We start from the raw sequence: 17,762 nt of genomic DNA, 5'->3' as shown, positions 1-17,762 counted from the left end.
GTCAGTCGACAAATCGTGTGACGGTCGAATCGTCTTCGCGGCAAAGCTGCTCCCACAGCGAAAGCGCTGTGCAGTGTATTCACGCAATGATTTTCTTTTGACAAGGGATTGCCTCATGACTTCTGTAGTTGAACAGCGCGGAGCACGCGACAAGCTGCTGATCCTCGCAGCCGTGTGCCTTTCAGCACTGGTACTTCCTTTGAGTTTTACTGGCGGCGCGGTGGCGACACCGGCCATTGGTCGTGATCTGGGCGGCAGCCCCGCGGCGCTGACCTGGATCACCAATGCGTTCATGTTGTCGTTCGGCAGTCTGCTGATGGCAGCGGGGGCACTGGCCGATGCTTACGGGCGCAAGCGGCTGTTCACGTTCGGCATGTTGCTGTTCACCGCGGCATCGATTGCGCAGAGTCTTGCGCCTTCGGTGTTCTGGCTGGATGTGCTGCGTGCCGTTCAGGGCGTGGCCGGTGCGGCGGCACTGGCCAGTGGTTCGGCCTCTCTGGCCCAAGAGTTCGACGGCCATGCACGGACGCGGGCGTACAGTCTGCTCGGCACCACATTCGGCATTGGTCTGGCGTTTGGGCCGTTGCTGGCCGGAGCGCTAATCGAGGCGTTCAGTTGGCGGGCGATTTTTGTCTTCACCGCGCTGGTTGGCGTGATCGCCATGGTCTTCGGCCTGCCACGCATGCATGAAAGCCGCGATCCGGACGCTAAAGGTCTGGATTGGCCGGGCACCGTTCTGTTCAGTTCAATGTTGGCGCTGTTCACGTTTGGTCTGATCCAGGCGCCGGACAGTGGTTGGGGCAGCCTGTGGGTGATCGGTTTGCTAGGTGCTTCGGCATGCTTGCTGGTGGCCTTCGTGATGGTTGAAATGCGCGTCAAGCGGCCGATGCTCGATCTGACCCTGTTCCGCTTCCCGCGCTTCATCGGTGTGCAGGTGCTGCCGATTGGCACCTGTTTTTGCTACATCGTGCTGGTGGTCATGCTGCCACTTCGCTTCATCGGCGTGGAAGGCTTGAGTGAAATCGATGCCGGCCTGCTGTTGCTGGCGTTGTCGGCGCCGATGCTGGTAGTGCCGATGTTTGCCGCGTCGATGACACGCTTTGTCTCGGCAGGCATCTTGTCCGGTGTCGGCTTTCTGGTGGCTGCCGTGGGCCTGCACTGGTTAAGCCTGTACAACGTTGGCGAGCCGAAATTCGCGCTTATCGTGCCGATGGTGTTGATCGGAATTGGCGCCGGGTTGCCGTGGGGCCTGATGGATGGTTTATCGGTCAGCGTGGTGCCGAAAGAGCGCGCCGGCATGGCGGCGGGGATCTTCAATACCGTGCGGGTGGCGGGAGAGGGGATTGCCTTGGCGGTTGTGGCGGCGATCCTGGCTTCACTGCTGCACACCGATCTGTCGAATGCGCTGGCGGGCGATGCCGATTCGGCACTGATTGCCGAAACGGCGCATCGTGTCACCACCGGCGACATGGCCCATGCGATCAACAGCGTGCCGGGGCTGGCCAACGAGCGATTGATGCAAGGTTACGCCTCGGCGTTCCAGTATCTGCTGCACATCCTGACGGTCATCACGTTGCTGTCGGCGGCAGTGGTGTTGGGGTTGCTGAGCAGGGATCGCAACGTCACAGCGACGCAAAAGGCAGCGGCATAACACCATCCCTGTGGGAGTGGGTGTACTGAAATTCAGGGCCACGGCAAATCCCTGTGGGAGCGGGCTTGCCCGCGAAGACGTCGGCCCGGGCAACATCGATTTTGCCTGACCCACTGCCATCGCTGGCAAGCCAGCTCCCACAGGTTTTACGGGTGTACTGAAATCCAAGGGCCACGCAGCTTCCACAGGTTTCGGTGTCGCTTTTACTTGCGATCCAGCCACACCGTTTGCGCGTTGCAGAACTCGCGCACGCCGAAGTGCGACAACTCACGGCCGAAGCCGCTTTTCTTCACGCCACCAAAGGTCACGCGTGGGTCGCTGGCGGAGTAGCCGTTGATGAACACGCCGCCGGTTTCCAGTTCGCTGGTCAGTTGCTGGGCCAGTTGCACATTGGCGGTGTAGATCGTCGCGGTCAGGCCGAAATCACTGTCGTTGGCCAAAGCGACGGCATGCGCACAATCGCGGGCGGTGATGATCGAGGCGACCGGGCCGAACAGTTCCTGTTTGAACGAAGTCATGCGATCGGTGACGTCGGCCAGCACAGTCGGTTCGTAGTAGTTGCCTGCACCTGCGGATTTACCGCCACCGAGCAACAGCGTTGCGCCTTCTTCGAGGGTGTCGCGCACTTGCTGATCGAGTTCGTCACGCAGATCGAAGCGCGCCATCGGCCCGATGTAAGTCTCGGCGGACAGTGGATCGCCGACCTTCAGCTTGCGCGTCGCTTCGACGAATTTGCGGGTAAATTCCTCGACCACGCCTTCTTCGATGATCAGACGCTTGGCTGCCGCGCAGACCTGGCCGGAATTCTGGTAGCGACCGATCACGGCGGCCTCAACGGCTTCGTCGAGGTCAGCGTCATTCAACACGATGAATGGATCGGAACCGCCCAGTTCCAGTACGCATTTCTTCAGTGCAGCGCCGGCCTGCGCGCCGATTGCCATGCCGGCACGCACGCTGCCGGTCAGAGTCACGGCGGCGATACGCGGATCGGCGATGGCTGTCGAAACGCCTTCAGGCGTGACATTGATCACCTCAAATACACCGGCGGAAAACCCGGCGCGGGTAAACGCATCGCGCAGCAGATAAGCGCTGCCCATCACGTTCGGCGCATGCTTGAGCACGTAGGTGTTGCCAGCGATCAGCGCGGGCACCGCACCGCGCAGCACTTGCCAGATCGGGAAGTTCCACGGCATCACCGCGAGGATCGGGCCAAGCGGACGGTATTCGATGCGCGCCTTGCCACCTTCGACTTGCGTCGGCTCGGCGTCGAGCATGGCCGGGCCGTGTTCGGCGTACCACTCGCAGAGCTTGGCGCATTTTTCGATTTCGCCACGGGCCTGGGCGATGGGTTTGCCCATTTCCAGGGTGATCATGGTGGCCATTTCTTCGGCGGTTTCACGCAGGGCGCCGGCCAGCGCAGTCAGTGCGCGGGAGCGGTCTTGCAGCGGCTTGCGTTTCCATTTGCCAAAGCCGAACGCGGCGCGGGTCAGGGCGGCGTCGAGGGCTTCGGCGGATTCAAAGGCGTAGGCGCCGATTTGCTCGCCGGTGGCGGGGTTGATCGAGATGGCGTGGGTCTGGCTGGAAATCTGGCTCATGGCGTCGTCCTGCGTGTTCAGTGGATGGGCCTAGAGTAGGGTGGCGTTTGTTTTCTGGAAACTGAATAATAAAGATCGTTTCTTTCACGTTTGGAGAATGACTGTGGATCTGGTGCAGCTGGAAATCTTCAAAGCCGTGGCCGAGCACGGCAGCATCAGCGCGGCGGCGGCGCAGATCCATCGCGTGCCGTCGAACCTGACCACGCGGATCAAGCAGCTGGAGCAGGATCTGGGTGTCGATCTGTTTATTCGCGAGAAAAGCCGTTTGCGCCTGTCACCGGCCGGATGGAGTTTTCTCGAATACGCGCGGCGCATCCTCGATCTGGTTCAGGAAGCCCGGGCCACCGTCGCGGGCGAAGAACCGCAGGGTGCCTTTCCCCTCGGTTCGCTGGAAAGCACGGCGGCGGTGCGCATTCCCGAACTGCTGGCGGCGTACAACCAACTGCATCCGAAAGTCGATCTCGATCTGTCCACCGGGCCGTCCGGAACGATGATCGACGGCGTGCTTTCCGGGCGTCTGGCGGCGGCATTTGTCGACGGTCCGGTGCTGCACCCGACGCTGGAAGGCGTGCCGGCATTCGAAGAAGAAATGGTCGTGATCGCGCCGCTCAATCACCCGCCGGTGCGGCGCGCGGCGGATGTCAACGGCGAAAACATTTACGCCTTTCGCTCCAACTGCTCGTACCGCCATCACTTCGAAAAATGGTTCAGCACCGACGCCGCCGTGCCCGGCAAGATCTTCGAAATGGAGTCCTATCACGGCATGCTCGCCTGCGTCAGTGCGGGTGCCGGTCTGGCCCTGATGCCGCGCAAGATGCTGCAGAGCATGCCCGGCAGCGCGACGGTGAGCGTCTGGCCGCTGGCGGCGGATTTTCGCTATCTGACCACTTGGCTGGTGTGGCGGCGGGGCACGGTGTCGCGCAGTCTGAGCATGTTTGTGCGCTTGCTTGAGGAGCGCGGTGTCGTGCGGGCTGAAGAGTAACTGACACGTTGTGTCATGGCCGTAGCGTTCTTGGCCAGTCCTGAAACGGCTGTAAACCTTATTCAGGACCGGACATATCAGACAGCGCTGTGTGCCCCATCGACATTGCGCGGTAGATTCAGCGGATTGTCTTCGCGCAACACCTCGGGCAGCAACGCATCGGGAAACCCCTGGTAGGCCACCGGCCGCAAAAAACGCTCGATCGAAGTCATGCCGACCGAAGTAAACCGGCTGTCGGAGGTGGCCGGGAACGGCCCGCCATGGACAGTGGCATAGGTCACTTCCTGCGGATGAGCGAAGGCGTTGACCACGATGCGCCCGGTGCGGCGTTCCAGAATCGGCAGCAGGCGCCGGGCCAGTCCCAGATCGCGATCTTCAAGATGCATCGCCGCGCTGAGCTGTCCTTTGAACGAGCGGGCGACCGCCAGCAGTTGCGCTTCATCATCGACTGAAACCAGCAGCGCCGACGGGCCGAACACTTCGTGGGCCAGCGCTGGTTCGTTGAGCAAACGTTGCCCGTCGACTTCCAGCAATGCCGCGCGACCGTCCAACGTTGCATCGGCTGGCGTGCCCACGGCGATCAGGTCAGCCCCGGCACTTTCCATCGCCATCAGTCCTTTCACGTAGGCACCATGAATGCCCGGTGTCAGCATCGTGCGCGCCGGTGCCTCGCTGACCCGTTTGCGCATGGCGCTGCGCAGCGTTTCAAACCCGGCGCCTTTGATGGCGATCAGAATCGACGGGCACAAACAGGCCTGGCCGACGTTGACCAGCATCCGTTCGATAAAGCCGTCACCGATCTCTGCGCCGCGAACGGCCAGGGCATCGGGAAGGATGAACGTCGGGTTGACGCTGGTCATCTCGGTGAACACCGGTATCGGATCAGGGCGCAGTTGCGCGCGACGATAGAGGGCCATGCCACCCTGCTCGGAGCCGGTGAATGTCACCGCTTTGATCAACGGGTGATCCACCAGCGCCTCGCCAATGGCATTGCCGTCGCCGCGCACCATCGAGAACACACCTTCGTGCAGACCATGGGCCTGCACGGCATTGCGAATGGCGCGTGCCTGGATTTCCGATGCGCCGGGGTGCGCGTTGTGTGCCTTGAGAATCACTGGCGCGCCGGCGGCCAGTGCCGACGCGGTATCGCCACCCGCCACCGAATAAGAGATGGGGAAATTGCTCGCACCAAAAATCGCCACCGGGCCGAGGGCGATTTTTTGCAGGCGATGATCCATGCGCGGGCGCGGCTGACGTTCGGGTTGCGCAGGGTCGATCGCCAATTGCAGGAAGCGACCCTTGCGCACCACGTCGGCGAACTGGCGGAACTGGGTGGCGGCCCTTGCGGCTTCGCCTTCGAACTGAGCGTGCGGCAGACCGGTTTCCAGTGCCGTGCGCGCCGCCAGCTCAGAACGAACGGCGTCGAGGTTGTCGGCAATGGTTTCTAGAAACGCCGCGCGTTCGGCCAGTGAGGTGTGGCTGTAGCTGTCGAATGCTGCATCGGCAAGCATCGCGGCCTGATCGACCTGCGCGGGTCCACCGAAGGCGAACTCGGGCTCGATCAATTGGTTTGTTGCCGGATTCAACGCTTTCATCGTGCCTTCGCTGGCGGGCACATCAGCCGCGCCGATCAGCAGGTGGCCGCTCAGTCTCATTTCGCTTCACCCTGTGGTTTGAGGTTGGCGATCAGTTCGTCGGTGCTGGCGATGACATGGGCAAAGGTCGGACCATTGAGTTCGTGGGCGGCGTGCATCATCTCTGGCTTGAACGCGGCGGTCGCGTCGCGCACCAGGGTCACGTGGTAACCCAGTTCTGAGGCGTAACGCGCAGTGGCCTCGATACAGGTGTTGGCCAGCAGGCCGACGATGATCACGTGGGTAATGCCTTTCTGCTTCAGGCGAAAATCCAGATCGGTATTGGCAAAACCACTGGAGCCCCAGTGTTCCTGCACCACGATGTCGCCGTCCTTCGGCGCGAAATCCGGGTGCCACTCGCCGCCCCATTCGCCCCGGGCAAAATGGTGCATGTGCATGATCTTGCATTGCGTGGGCGTCGGGTGCTGCCAGTTTTCGTAGTCGCCTTTTTCCCAGCGGTGATGGGGTACGATGACCACCGGAATTTCCAGCGCACGCACGGCGCGGTCGAGTTTGCGCAGGTTGTCGAGCAGGCCGTTGTCCTCGGCCATCGGTTTGATCAGCGGGAAGATCTTGCCGCCGTCCGAGAGGAAATCGTTATACGGATCGACCAGCAGGTAAGCGGTTCTGTCCAGCGGATAGAGAGAGTTCGACATGACTGTTTGCTCCGGCAATGGGATTGATCGGTGCGCAGGGCTTGTCCCGGCATCTTGTAGATATGATAATCATAGTAACTGTAAAAGAGGCAAGCCCTGATGTCAGTAAACGATAGTCCTGCCGCGCAGACGCTGTGCCCGATTGCCCGGGCCGAGGCGATCGTCGGTGACCGCTGGACGGTGCTGGTCTTGCGCGAGTTGTTCATGGGCAATCATCGCTATGACGAGATCCAGGCGCAGACCGGCGGCACGCCGCAAATGGTCGCCGCTCGTCTGAAATGCCTGGAAGCGGACGGGCTGGTCGAGCGTCGCTTGTACAACGAGCGGCCGAAACGCTACGAGTACCACCTCACCGCGAAAGGCGAGGCGTTCTACCCGGTGGTCATTGCTTTGCGTAAGTGGGGCGAAACCTGGTGCAAGGCACCGGCGGAGGGGCTGGCGGTGAACATGACCCACAAGCTCTGCAATCACAGCGCCGGTCTGGGCCCGCTGTGCGATCACTGTGGCGAGCCGTTGCGCCGTGAGGATTTGATCAGCCAACCGAGAGAAGCCTACGCCGCCGAACGGCAGGCGCGGCGTGAGGCGTTCAAAGCGAAATAGTGTGCGTCATGGCGTGCCGTTGCGCCCGTGCAGTCGATAGCCGGGCCGTTGAGTCAGGCGTTCGTAGTAGGCGCTCACCGCTGGAAAATCAGGGTGATCCAGTGGCGTCTCAAACCAGCGATTGACCGACAGCCCGATAGGAATATCAGCGAGCGAAAACTGCTCGCCGCTGATGTAGGCGCCGGTTTTCTCCAGCTGTCGGTCGAGGATTTTCATGGTGTTGGACCACTGCTCGATACCGTTGGCCAATGCCGCGCGATCCTGATGGCCCGGCGACTTGCGCACCAGCGACAAAAACGCATATGACCACGAGCGATTCAGCTCCGACGCCTGCCAGTCGATCCACTGATCGACCCGCGCTCGGCCTTGCGCGTCAGTCGGGTAAAGGTGCGTGCCGTCATAGCGCGCCACCAGATAACGGATGATGGAATTGGATTCCCACAAAGTGAAATCACCGTCCTGAACCACCGGCACCATGGCGCACGGATTCAATGCGAGAAACTCCGGTGTATCGGTCGGTTTGAACCCGGAACCCCAGTCCTCACGCTCGAACGGAATCTGCAATTCGGCGCAGGTCCACAGCACTTTGCGCACGTTGATCGATGAAGCTTTACCCAGGATTCGCAGCATTGGAGTTCCCTTTCCGGTAGTCGTCGGTCGCAAACAAATACCACAGGACAATGCAAAAGGCCCGCACATGGCGGGCCTTCCTGGGGCATCGAAGCGATTTCAGAGACTGCTCGCCAGGTTGCCACCGGTCATCCGCCGACGGTAAGCGCTGTCCCGATTGGCCAGCCAGAAATACAGCGGCGACGTCACCAGCAATCCCACCAGCCACGACAGGTCCGCGCCGTTGATGTGCGCCGACACCGGGCCGACGTACAGCGGCGTGTTCATGAACGGAATCTGCACGGCGATGCCGATCGCGTAGGCCAGCAAGGCCTGCGGGTTGTAACGCCCGTAGATGCCGCCGTCGACCTGGAAGATCGACTGGATGTCGTACTTGCCCTTGTGGATCGCGTAGAAGTCGATCAGGTTGATTGCCGTCCACGGCACCAACACCACTAGCAGCACCAGCACCATATCGACGAAGTGACCGATGAAGTCCTTTGAGGCGCCCACGGCGGCAAAGCAGCAGCCCAGCAACACGATGATCGAGATCACCGCACGGCTCTTGGCGGTCGGAATCCAGCGATAGGCGAAGGTCTGCACCAGGGTGATCAGCGACAGCACTGCGCCATACAGGTTGAGGGCGTTGTGGCTGATCACGCTGAGCAGGAACAGCACCAGCATCAGCGGGCCGATGGAGCCCGTGGCGAGTTTGACTGCATCCATGGTGTCCATGCCCACCGGCGTCGCCAGCACGGCAACGGCGCCGAAGATGAACGCCAGGCTCGAACCCAGTGCCGAGCCCAGATAGGTGGTCCAGAACGTCGACGACACCTTTACATCGGCCGGCAGATAACGCGAGTAGTCGGAAACGTAAGGCGCAAACGCGATCTGCCACAACGCCGCCAGCGACACGGTGGCCAGCCAGCCGGAGAGGTTGAAGCTGCCCCGGGTGAGGAAATCATCGGTCTGGATGTGCGTGAAGATGTAGCCGAAACCGACGACGATGCCGATCCCCAGCACCCAGGTGCCGATGCGGTTGAGCACGTGGATGAAGCGGTAGCCGATGATGCCGATGATCCCCGAACCGAAGGCGCCGATGACGATGCCGACCGGCACCGGAACGCTGTCGACCACGCCATGCAGCGACTTGCCCGCGAGCACGATGTTGGAGGCGAAGAAGCCGATGTACATGACGCCGGCAATCAGCACCACCAGCAGGGCGCCGAGGGAACCGAACTGGGCGCGGCTCTGGATCATCTGCGGAATGCCCATCTGCGGGCCTTGCGCCGAGTGCAATGCCATCAGCACTCCGCCAACCAAGTGGCCGACCAGAATGGCGACGATGCCCCACACCAGATTCAAGTGAAACAACTGCACGCCCAATGCACCGGTGACGATGGGCAACGGCGCGATGTTGCCGCCGAACCAGAGCGTGAACAGATCCCTGACCTTTCCGTGGCGATCTTCGGGGGGCACGTATCCTATCGTGTGTTTTTCAATGAGCGGGGCGGACGTTGTTGCAGAGGTGGACATGACGAACTCCAAGGCAAGGATGAGTACGTGGACGTACTTCGGTAAGCGCCGACACGGACGGCGCATTTCTTGTTGAAGCGATCATGTGCAAAGGTTCGGGAGAGATAAATTAGTAAGTTTGTTGCTATAGACCTTAAAAAAAGTATGCCGCGCGTGGCGGGGCTGTCCGGTATGTTCAGTCTTCACTCTTATCTGAATTTGCACAGTCCTGTGGCGAGGGGATTTATCCCCGATGGGCTGCGCAGCGGCCCTTGGTTTTAGAGTCAAAAGTGTGGCCGCTGCGCGACCCATCGGGGATAAATCCCCTCGCCACAGATGAGTCCTTTTGCCACAAAAGTGATGTCAGGCTGATCCACCGGAGGTTCCATGGCCGCCTACAACCTGCGCCAGCTCAAATATTTCGTCACCACCGCCGATTGCGGCAGCGTTGCCGAGGCCTCGCGCAAGCTCTATATCGCCCAGCCGTCGGTGTCGACCGCCATCAAGCATCTGGAAGAAAGCTTTGGCGTGCAGCTGTTCATTCGTCATCACGCCCAGGGCGTTTCCCTGACGCCGAGTGGTTCGCGGTTTTATCGCAAGGCTATGGAACTGTTGCGGGTGGCCCACGAGTTCGAGCAGAACGCCCTCGCCGATAACGACGTGGTGTCCGGCCAGATCGATATCGGCTGTTTCGAAACGGTCGCGCCGCTGTACCTGCCACGGCTGATCGCCGGCTTCAAGGAACGCTGGCCGGGGGTGGAAATCCGCATTCGCGACGGTGAGCAACAGGAATTGGTGCAGGCGCTGACCGCCGGCAGTATCGACATGGCCATGCTGTTCGAACACGACCTCGACAGCACCATCGAAACCACGCCACTGATGCCGCCACAACAGCCGTACGCCTTGCTGCCGGCCAATCACCGCTTTGCCCAGCAGGCGAAAGTCTCGCTGCATGAGCTGGTGCTGGAACCGATGATTCTGCTCGACGTGGTGCCGAGCCGGACCTACTTCGTGAGCATCTTTGAAGAGCGCGGCTTGACCCCGCACATTGTGTTCAGCTCACCGTCGATTGAAATGGTGCGGGGCATGGTCGGCAGTGGCTTCGGCTTTTCGATTCTGGTGACCAAACCGTTCAGCGACTACACCTACGACGGCCAGAAAGTCGTGTGCGTGCCGCTGGCAGAAAGCGTGACTGGTTCGGGATTGTCGGCCGCGTGGCTGCGACGCGTGCAACTGACCAAACCGGTGCAGTTGTTTGTCGATCATTGCCGGGAGGAGTTGGCTCGGCTGTACCCCTGAGTAGCGCCGAGCCGGTTTTCAGCCGCTGATAGACGTCAACATCCGATGCAGCATTGCATCGCAGGCCTGCAGTTGAGCGAGGCTGACGAACTCATCCGGTTTGTGGCCCTGATCCATGCTGCCGGGGCCACAGACCACGGTGGCAATCCCTGCCGCATCGAACAGGCCGCCCTCGGTACCAAACGCCACCGTGCCGAATTCACTTGAACCGCAGAACGCGGCAATCAGCTCGGCGGCCTGACTGTGCGCATCGGTGGCCAGGCCCGGATAGGCCGACAATTCACTGAAGCGGATATCGGCGTGTTCGCTGACTGCACGCATGCGCGGCAGCAGCTGTTGTTCGGCGTAGGTTTTCAGCGCGGCGGCGACCAAAGCGGGATCCTGCGAGGGAAGGGCGCGGATCTCGAAGTCGAAGCGACAGTCGGCGGGGACGATATTCAAGGCCTTGCCGCCGCTGATCACGCCGGTTTGCACGGTGCTGTAAGGCGGGTCGAAGCGTGCGTCGTGATGCTCCGGCGCTTTCAGTTGCTGGCCGAGGCGCCCGAGTTCGCCGATCAATTCGGCGGCGTACTCGATGGCATTTACACCCAGCGGCGCATAAGCGGAATGACACGGGTGGCCGTGCACGTCACAGCGCATCGCCAGTTTGCCCTTGTGCCCGAGCACCGGTTTCAGTTCGGTGGGTTCACCAATGATGCACAGCAGCGGCTTGATCGGACGCTGTTCCAGCACCTTGAGCAGCGAGCGCACGCCGAGGCAGCCGACTTCTTCGTCGTAGGACAAGGCGATGTGCACCGGCAGGCGCAATGCTGCGTTCACCAACGCGGGTACCAGGGCGAGCACGCAAGCGATGTAGCCCTTCATATCCGCCGTGCCACGACCGAACAGTTTGCCGTCGCGCTCGTTGAGTTCGAACGGCGGCAATGTCCACGGCTGGCCATCGACCGGCACCACATCGGTGTGCCCGGACAGCACGATGCCCGGTTGATCCGCCGGGCCAATGGTCGCGAACAGGTTGGCCTTGCTGCGCTCATCGTTGTAGATCAGCGCGCACGGCACGTCGAAGCGGGCGAGGTAATCGCGCACAAACTCGATCAACTGCAAGTTGGATTCACGGCTGGTGGTATCAAATCCCACCAGCGCCTTGAGCAACTCGACGCTGCCGTTCATCAATCATCTCCGGCGACGCCGTAGCCCGGGGCCTTGGCCGGGTCGAGGGCGCGATCGATGTAGTCCTGCAGCTGCGGCTGGTAGGCGTCCCAGAGTTTCTGTAACTGGCCGATCGGGTTTTCATCAGCCCAATCGACCCGCAGGTTGACGATCGGCCAGGTCTGCTCGCCGACTACCACAACGGCGGCCGAATGCACCGGACCGGCTTCACCGCCGAGTGCCTGGGCGGCGTGCAAGGCTCTGAGCAGGCGGTCGGTCAACTGGCCTTCAGCGTCTTCAAAGGCGCTGACCATGGCTTCGATCACCGAACGCCCGGCGAGCATGTTGCCGGCCGCCACGCATTGTTCGCCGGCCACCGCGTTGTGCACACCGAGGGTTTGCGCGCCGCTGAAATGTGCGGTCTGGCCGAGGTGGTTGATCGCGGTGATCTGGCGGTACTGGCTGTAGCCGTTGCGGGTCAGCACTTTGTCCAGTGCGTCGTCCGGCGCCAGGCCTTGTTCCATCAACGCGAGGACTTCCGGGCCGAGCGACGGCAGGGTGATGTTCTGGCTCGACACTGCGCCCACGCCGGGCAACAGCCACGGGCAGCGCGCGCCTACAGCGATGCTGGAGGAACTGATGGCGACACCGAACTGGCCGGTTTCGGGGCAACGTGCGGCGATGGAAAAAGTCATGGTTATGCTCCTTGTTGTGTGTGTCCCGGCCTCTTCGCGAGAAGGCTCGCTCCCACAGGGAAATGCATTTCAAGCAGGGAGGATGAGGTACCTGTGCTGGCCTCATCGCTGGCAAGCCAGCTCCCACAGTAATTTGTGTATGTCACAGACTTTGTGAACACCCCCGATACCTGTGGGAGCTGGCTTGCCAGCGATGGCGGCGACTCGGTCTGTCGACTTACCCCGGAATTACCGCCACCACATCAATTTCCCAAAGTGATCTGTGTGTGTCACAGACTTTGTGAACACCCCGATACCTGTGGGAGCTGGCTTGCCAGCGATGGCCGCGACTCGGTATGTCGACTTACTCGGGAATCACTGCAATCACATCGATCTCCATCAACCACTGTGGCTGCCCCAGCGCCGAGACCACCAGACCGGTCGAAATCGGGAACACACCCTTGAGCCACTTGCCGACTTCGCCATACACCGCTTCGCGATAGCGCGGGTCGATCAGGTAAGTGGTGGTCTTGACGATGTGGCTCATGTCGCTGCCGGCTTCTTCCAGCAGTTGTTTGACGTTGCGCATGGCTTGTTCAGCCTGCGCACGCGGATCGCCGAGACCCACCAGGTTGCCGTCGAAATCAGTGCCGACCTGACCCCGGACATAAATGGTGTTGCCAGCGCGGACGGCCTGGCACAGATCGTTATCCAGCGTCTGGTTCGGATAGGTGTCTTTGGTGTTGAACATGCGAATACGGGTGTGAGTGGGCTGGCTCATGGAAAGCTCCTGACGAATAAAGGCACGGCGCAATCGGCGCCGCGGAGAAAGAGGAATTCAAGCGTCGACGGTGTCGGCGGTTTTGTGTTGGGCGCTTGCATGCAGGGCGGCTTCACGCTGCTCGGCATCTCGGTAGTCCAGATACTTGCGCTGGGTGGCGATGTGATCAGCGACATGTTTGGCGTCATGCCACACGCCCCAGATAAACGACGAGCCCCGCCGCGACTGCCACGGCAGGCCGAGGAAATACACGCCCGGCTCACTCGACACGCCACGCTGATGCACCGGTTTGCCCTTGTCATCGAACGCCGCGACTTGCAGCCACGAGTAATCCACGGCAAACCCGGTGGCCCAGATGATCGAGGTGACACCAGCCTTGGCCAGATCCAGATCGGCCAGCGGATTTTTCACACACTCCGGGTCCGGATAGGTCTCGCGTGCTTCAGGTTCTTCCGGCAGGTCCAAGCCGTTACGCTCGATGTAGGCGTCAGCGGCATCCAGCAGCGCCAGATAGTTCTCATCACCGCGAGTGAGGTTGCCGAGCAGATCCTGCTTGAAAGTCACTACGCCGTCGTTGAGCGACTCGGTCACGCCGACCAGGGTCATGCCGCGATGGGCCAGACCACGAAAATCGATGGTGCGCCCGCCATGGGCTCCGCTGACCGCAATGGTCACGTGCTCGCGGCCGGGTTTCATCGCCGCTTGATCCCACTCGCCAAGCACCCCCAGCCACCAGCAGAAATCACGATTGCGATAGGCGCGAGGCGGGCGGTCATGCGCGCCAACGGAGAGGTAAACCTGCTTGCCGGATCGCTGCAGTTCATCGGCAATCTGCACGCCTGAAGAACCCGCGCCAACCACCAACACTGCGCCGGCAGGCAGTTGCTGCGGATTGCGATAGTCAGCGGAGTGAATCTGCAACAGGCGTTCGTCTTGGGGCGCAATCGCCGGGATCACCGGTTTCTGAAACGGGCCGGTAGCCGCCACCACGCGGGCGGCCTCGATCACGCCTTCGGACGTCTCGACGGTGAAGCCCGGGCGACCGATATTGCGCACCACGCTTTTGACGTCGACGCCGGTGCGGATCGGTGCATTGAATTTCTTCGCATAGGCCTCGAAGTAATCGGCCACGCGTTCTTTCGGGGCGAAACCGTCGGGATCGACGTCATCGAATTCCAGCCCGGGAAAGCGGTCGTGCCACGCCGGACCATTGGCGACCAGCGAATCCCAACGTCCGGTGCGCCAGCGCTCGGCAATGCGATTGCGCTCCAGCACCAGGTGCGGCACACCCAGTTTGCTCAGGTGTTCGCTCATGGCCACGCCTGCCTGGCCGGCACCCACGATCAGCGTGTCTGTTTTTATTATTTCAGTGGTCATCTCTACATCCTTCCTAGCAAGGCAGTGGATTCGGGCGCTGTTGGCTTGTCCGTTTTGCTTGCGGTCAGACTAGGGAGGAGGGGGGTATCGGTAAAATATTATTAAGCTGGGATGTGAAGATAATTTTCTGATGCAGAGGGCTGAAAGCCTTTAAATACGGGCATTTCCTGGAAGAGCAATAGCAAGGTTTGCGTACAAAAAAGCAATGTCTGAGTGATTATCGTGGCGAGGGGATTTATCCCCGATGGACTGCGAAGCAGGCCCATTCTTTTTGGGGCCGCTGCGCGACCCATCGGGGATAAATCCCCTCGCCACAAATGCAGCAACACGCGAGCGCTATTAGCGGTTAAGGAACGCCAGCAGATCCTCATTCAACGCCTGCGCATGCGTCACCGCAAAACCATGCGGCGCGCCTGCGTAGACCTTCAGTTCAGCACCCTTGATCTGCGCCGCTGCCTGCTTGCCGGTGGTTTCGAACGGCACGATCTGGTCGCCGTCGCCGTGGATCACCAAGGTCGGCACATCGATTTTGGCCAGGTCCGCACGGAAGTCGGTTTCCGAAAACGCGGTGACGCAATCCACCGTGCCTTTGAGCGAGGCCAGCAGCGCGACATTCAGGGTTTGCGTGAGCACGCCGTCAGAGACGGTCTGGCCCTGATTGGTGCCGTAAAACGGTGCCGCGAAATCGGCGATGAACTGCGCGCGATCCTTCAGCAGGCCAGCCTTGATGCCGTCGAACACCGACTTGTCGACGCCCTCGGGGAAGTCGGCTTTCTTGCCGAACAGCGGCGTTACCGCGCCCAGCAACACCAGGCCGGCAACGCGCTCGCTACTGTGGCGGGCAATGTAGCGGCTGACATCACCGCCGCCCATGGAGAAGCCCACCAGGGTCACTTCACGCAGGTCCAGATGATTGATCAACTGCGCGATGTCATCGGCAAAGGTGTCGTAGTCGTAACCGGTCCACGGCTGATCGGAACGACCGAAACCGCGACGGTCGAAGGCGATGGTGCGATAACCGCGGCTGCTCAGGTATTCCATCTGGTATTCCCACATGTCGGCATCCAGCGGCCAGCCGTGGCTGAACAGCACGGGCTTACCGCTGCCCCAGTCCTTGTAATAGATTTCGGTGCCGTCTTGGGTCTTCAACGTGCTCATGGAAACTCCTGCGTTTTGAGTTCAATCGTGGGCATAGCAGCCGCCACTATCTGCGCAAAATCCGCTGACAACTTGTACGCAGGTGCTAAGTTTGCCCGCTCGCTTGCGCAACCAATTTTCATCAGGAGTTGTAAGATGCAACCGCACGAAACTGTCGTTTGCCGGAGACACCTGAAATGAAACGCAAAAGTCTTGAGGGTAATGCCTGCCCCGTCGCCCGCACGCTGGATCTGATCGGCGATTGGTGGTCGTTGTTGATCGTCCGTGATGCGCTGGATGGCATTCGCCGATTCAGTGATTTCCAGAAGAACCTGGATATCGCCAAGAACATGCTCAGCGCCCGCCTCAAAAGTTTGGTGGAGCAGGGGATCCTGCAAACGGTGCCCGCCGCTGACGGCGGTGCCTATAAGGAATACGTGCTGACGGAGCGCGGCAAAGCCTTGCAAACGGTGATTGTCGCGTTGTCGCAGTGGGGCGGCGAGTTCATGTACGCACCGGGCGAGCCGGGCTCGGTGATGGTCGATGCGAAGCATCGGCAGCCGATTCGCAAGCTGGAGTTGATGGCCGCCGATGGCCGTCTATTAGCGCCGGAAGACGTGGCGACCAAGCTCAGTGTTGAGCATTGACGGACGAGGTCTGTTGCGGTTGTCTGTGACGTTCACCTGATAGTTGCCAGGCTTAATGGTTGTATTTTTATTGATGTTCTTTGACTGGCAGAAGGCGCAAAAGAGTTGGATGACTTTATGTCAGCGACTGTAAAGGTCATCAATACTCCCTTCTCGCTTTCTTTTCAGTAGTCGATCTACACCGTTAGAGATCGCGAACTGTTGACGTACAAGAGAATGATTGAACCTTGATGATAAGTGAGCTATTCCAGCGCTTCCTGGATGAGGAACTTGACTGGCGAATTTGTGAATTGTTGCGCACGGAAATTTTCACTACCCAACAGTCCGACGGGGTCGTGTGCATTCGTGAGTTCACTTTTAATCTGTTTGATGTCGTGATTGATTTTGAAGCGCGCACAGTCGTGGTGACGGATGTGCTATTGCCGGAAAGTGATGCAGGTGCGGTCATGTCACTGGACGAGTTTACGAGTGTCTGCAAGCTTTGATAGATCAGGTGTGAGGCAGTCGTTTCGGTGGAGCAGGGGATTCTGCAGACGGTGCCCGCCCCTGACGGCGGCGCCTATAAGGAATACGTGCTGACGGAGCGCGGCAAAGCCTTGCAAACTGTGATTGTCGCGTTGTCGCAGTGGGGCGGCGAGTTCATGTACGCACCGGGCGAGCCGGGCTCGGTCATGGTCGATGCGAAGCATCGGCAGCCTATTCGCAAGCTGGAATTGATGGCCGCCGATGGCCGCGTGCTGGCACCGGAGGATGGCGCAACCCGCCTGGCTGTTGAGCACTGATTGGCTAAGGCGCTACGTCGCGGAGCCGTGGTAGCTCCCATTGTTCAATCCTCGATACAAACCCGACGCAAGGTCAAAACGATTGTTTGACGCCAAAATGATGGCCATCTAGTATCGCGCCACTATTGTGATGTCACTTTCCGTCTCGAGGGATCGAACATGTACCCACCCGTCCTCGTGACGAGGTTGTGCGTAGCGTTGCTGTGCCTGCCTTCAGTCCAAAGTGCTTTCGCTGCACCCACTCCTGGTGAAACCGACCTGATTCGCAAACGTCAGAATCGCTTGCTCGAAGAGCAGCAGCCAAGCCTCGAAGAACTGATACCAAGTGAAAGTTTTGGGGTTTCGAGGGCCTTGTGATGACTAGAGTTATTGAGATGGATGCAGTTTCAAAAGCTATTGCCGTTTCAGAGTTGTTTAGTGTTGTTCTACTTGATCGTCTGGGTCAGGAGGCGTTATACGGATCGAAGGAGTGCTCAAGCAATATTTTTCTGGTTGATAACGTGGGAAACGTAGTTTGGCAGGTGAGTTCTGATTTTGATTCGGATGGGGGGGCATTCACCCATATTTTTGTGGAGGGGGGACAGCTTAAAGCTTACAGGTGGGATGGTGGTAGTTATAACCTCGACTTTCAAACAGGTAGAGCGGTTCCGAGCCAGCTATTGAAATGAGTCATC

Annotated in this window: 17 protein-coding genes and 1 pseudogene; 8 read left to right on the top strand and 10 right to left on the bottom strand. The window is 60.2% G+C overall.

Features of this window, described 5'->3' with window-relative positions:
* Positions 1 to 115: 115 nt before the first annotated feature.
* Positions 116 to 1,651, top strand: a complete 1,536-nt coding sequence (locus AC3WMT_RS07640; protein ID WP_103303456.1) for an MFS transporter — start codon at positions 116 to 118, stop codon at positions 1,649 to 1,651.
* A gap of 203 nt (positions 1,652 to 1,854) precedes the next feature.
* Here AC3WMT_RS07640 and AC3WMT_RS07635 read toward each other — a convergent pair whose 3' ends face one another.
* Positions 1,855 to 3,246 (bottom strand): aldehyde dehydrogenase family protein, encoded by a 1,392-nt coding sequence (locus AC3WMT_RS07635; protein ID WP_103303457.1) that lies wholly within the window; start codon positions 3,244 to 3,246, stop codon positions 1,855 to 1,857.
* A 103-nt stretch (positions 3,247 to 3,349) separates the two neighbouring features.
* Here AC3WMT_RS07635 and ptrR point away from each other — a divergent pair, with 103 nt between their 5' ends.
* The gene (gene ptrR, locus AC3WMT_RS07630) at positions 3,350 to 4,228 is read left to right on the top strand and encodes a putrescine utilization regulator PtrR (protein WP_103303458.1); all 879 of its coding nucleotides are present in this window, start codon (positions 3,350 to 3,352) and stop codon (positions 4,226 to 4,228) included.
* Positions 4,229 to 4,305: 77 nt separating this feature from the next.
* On the opposite strand, the gene AC3WMT_RS07625 is transcribed toward ptrR, so the two are convergent.
* On the bottom strand, positions 4,306 to 5,883 hold the full coding sequence (locus AC3WMT_RS07625; protein WP_103303459.1) for an aldehyde dehydrogenase (NADP(+)): 1,578 nt from the start codon (positions 5,881 to 5,883) through the stop codon (positions 4,306 to 4,308).
* Positions 5,880 to 6,518 carry a cysteine hydrolase family protein gene (locus tag AC3WMT_RS07620; protein WP_103303460.1) on the bottom strand — a complete coding sequence of 213 codons (639 nt, stop codon included), beginning with the start codon at positions 6,516 to 6,518 and terminating at the stop codon, positions 5,880 to 5,882. The genes AC3WMT_RS07625 and AC3WMT_RS07620 overlap by 4 nt, the downstream gene beginning before the upstream one ends.
* A 99-nt stretch (positions 6,519 to 6,617) precedes the next feature.
* On the opposite strand from AC3WMT_RS07620, the gene AC3WMT_RS07615 reads away from it, so the two are divergent.
* Complete coding sequence (locus tag AC3WMT_RS07615; protein WP_103303461.1) at positions 6,618 to 7,118, top strand: winged helix-turn-helix transcriptional regulator; 501 nt, start codon at positions 6,618 to 6,620, stop codon at positions 7,116 to 7,118.
* Positions 7,119 to 7,124: 6 nt separating this feature from the next.
* Here AC3WMT_RS07615 and AC3WMT_RS07610 read toward each other — a convergent pair whose 3' ends face one another.
* The gene (locus AC3WMT_RS07610) at positions 7,125 to 7,748 is read right to left on the bottom strand and encodes a glutathione S-transferase family protein (protein WP_103303462.1); all 624 of its coding nucleotides are present in this window, start codon (positions 7,746 to 7,748) and stop codon (positions 7,125 to 7,127) included.
* 99 nt (positions 7,749 to 7,847) lie between these two features.
* A complete protein-coding gene (locus AC3WMT_RS07605) occupies positions 7,848 to 9,263 on the bottom strand; it encodes a purine-cytosine permease family protein (RefSeq protein ID WP_103303463.1) in 1,416 nt (471 codons plus the stop codon).
* Positions 9,264 to 9,629: 366 nt separating this feature from the next.
* Here AC3WMT_RS07605 and AC3WMT_RS07600 point away from each other — a divergent pair, with 366 nt between their 5' ends.
* On the top strand, positions 9,630 to 10,541 hold the full coding sequence (locus AC3WMT_RS07600; protein ID WP_103303464.1) for a LysR family transcriptional regulator: 912 nt from the start codon (positions 9,630 to 9,632) through the stop codon (positions 10,539 to 10,541).
* An 18-nt stretch (positions 10,542 to 10,559) separates the two neighbouring features.
* Here the strand turns inward: AC3WMT_RS07600 and argE are convergent, their stop codons facing one another.
* The 5 genes from argE to AC3WMT_RS07575 all read right to left on the bottom strand — a co-directional run bounded on the left by argE (position 10,560) and on the right by AC3WMT_RS07575 (position 15,680).
* Positions 10,560 to 11,711, bottom strand: a complete 1,152-nt coding sequence (argE, locus tag AC3WMT_RS07595; protein WP_103303465.1) for an acetylornithine deacetylase — start codon at positions 11,709 to 11,711, stop codon at positions 10,560 to 10,562.
* Positions 11,711 to 12,385, bottom strand: a complete 675-nt coding sequence (locus AC3WMT_RS07590) for a DUF1028 domain-containing protein (RefSeq protein WP_103303466.1) — start codon at positions 12,383 to 12,385, stop codon at positions 11,711 to 11,713. Before AC3WMT_RS07590 ends, argE begins: the two co-directional genes overlap by 1 nt.
* A 343-nt stretch (positions 12,386 to 12,728) precedes the next feature.
* Positions 12,729 to 13,145, bottom strand: a complete 417-nt coding sequence (locus AC3WMT_RS07585; protein WP_038367990.1) for a RidA family protein — start codon at positions 13,143 to 13,145, stop codon at positions 12,729 to 12,731.
* A 57-nt stretch (positions 13,146 to 13,202) separates the two neighbouring features.
* Positions 13,203 to 14,522 (bottom strand): flavin-containing monooxygenase, encoded by a 1,320-nt coding sequence (locus AC3WMT_RS07580; RefSeq protein WP_103303467.1) that lies wholly within the window; start codon positions 14,520 to 14,522, stop codon positions 13,203 to 13,205.
* Between the two features lie 339 nt (positions 14,523 to 14,861).
* Entirely contained in the window at positions 14,862 to 15,680 is an 819-nt protein-coding gene (locus tag AC3WMT_RS07575; RefSeq protein WP_103303468.1) for an alpha/beta fold hydrolase, read from the bottom strand.
* A gap of 176 nt (positions 15,681 to 15,856) precedes the next feature.
* On the opposite strand from AC3WMT_RS07575, the gene AC3WMT_RS07570 reads away from it, so the two are divergent.
* The 4 genes and pseudogenes from AC3WMT_RS07570 to AC3WMT_RS07555 all read left to right on the top strand — a co-directional run bounded on the left by AC3WMT_RS07570 (position 15,857) and on the right by AC3WMT_RS07555 (position 17,756).
* Complete coding sequence (locus AC3WMT_RS07570; RefSeq protein WP_103303469.1) at positions 15,857 to 16,306, top strand: winged helix-turn-helix transcriptional regulator; 450 nt, start codon at positions 15,857 to 15,859, stop codon at positions 16,304 to 16,306.
* Positions 16,307 to 16,533: 227 nt separating this feature from the next.
* Positions 16,534 to 16,791: a hypothetical protein gene (locus AC3WMT_RS07565; RefSeq protein ID WP_146041229.1), complete on the top strand. Its 258-nt coding sequence runs from the start codon at positions 16,534 to 16,536 to the stop codon at positions 16,789 to 16,791.
* A 27-nt stretch (positions 16,792 to 16,818) separates the two neighbouring features.
* Positions 16,819 to 17,088 (top strand): annotated as a pseudogene (locus AC3WMT_RS07560) (winged helix-turn-helix transcriptional regulator); the annotation flags it as partial.
* A 356-nt stretch (positions 17,089 to 17,444) separates the two neighbouring features.
* Positions 17,445 to 17,756, top strand: a complete 312-nt coding sequence (locus AC3WMT_RS07555; protein ID WP_213028378.1) for a DUF7957 family protein — start codon at positions 17,445 to 17,447, stop codon at positions 17,754 to 17,756.
* The last annotated feature ends 6 nt before the right edge of the window (positions 17,757 to 17,762 follow it).

This window comes from Pseudomonas sp. FW305-7, assembly GCF_058786735.1.
Note: the sequence above shows the minus strand (reverse complement) of the source record. Positions and strands in the feature narration are given on the sequence as shown.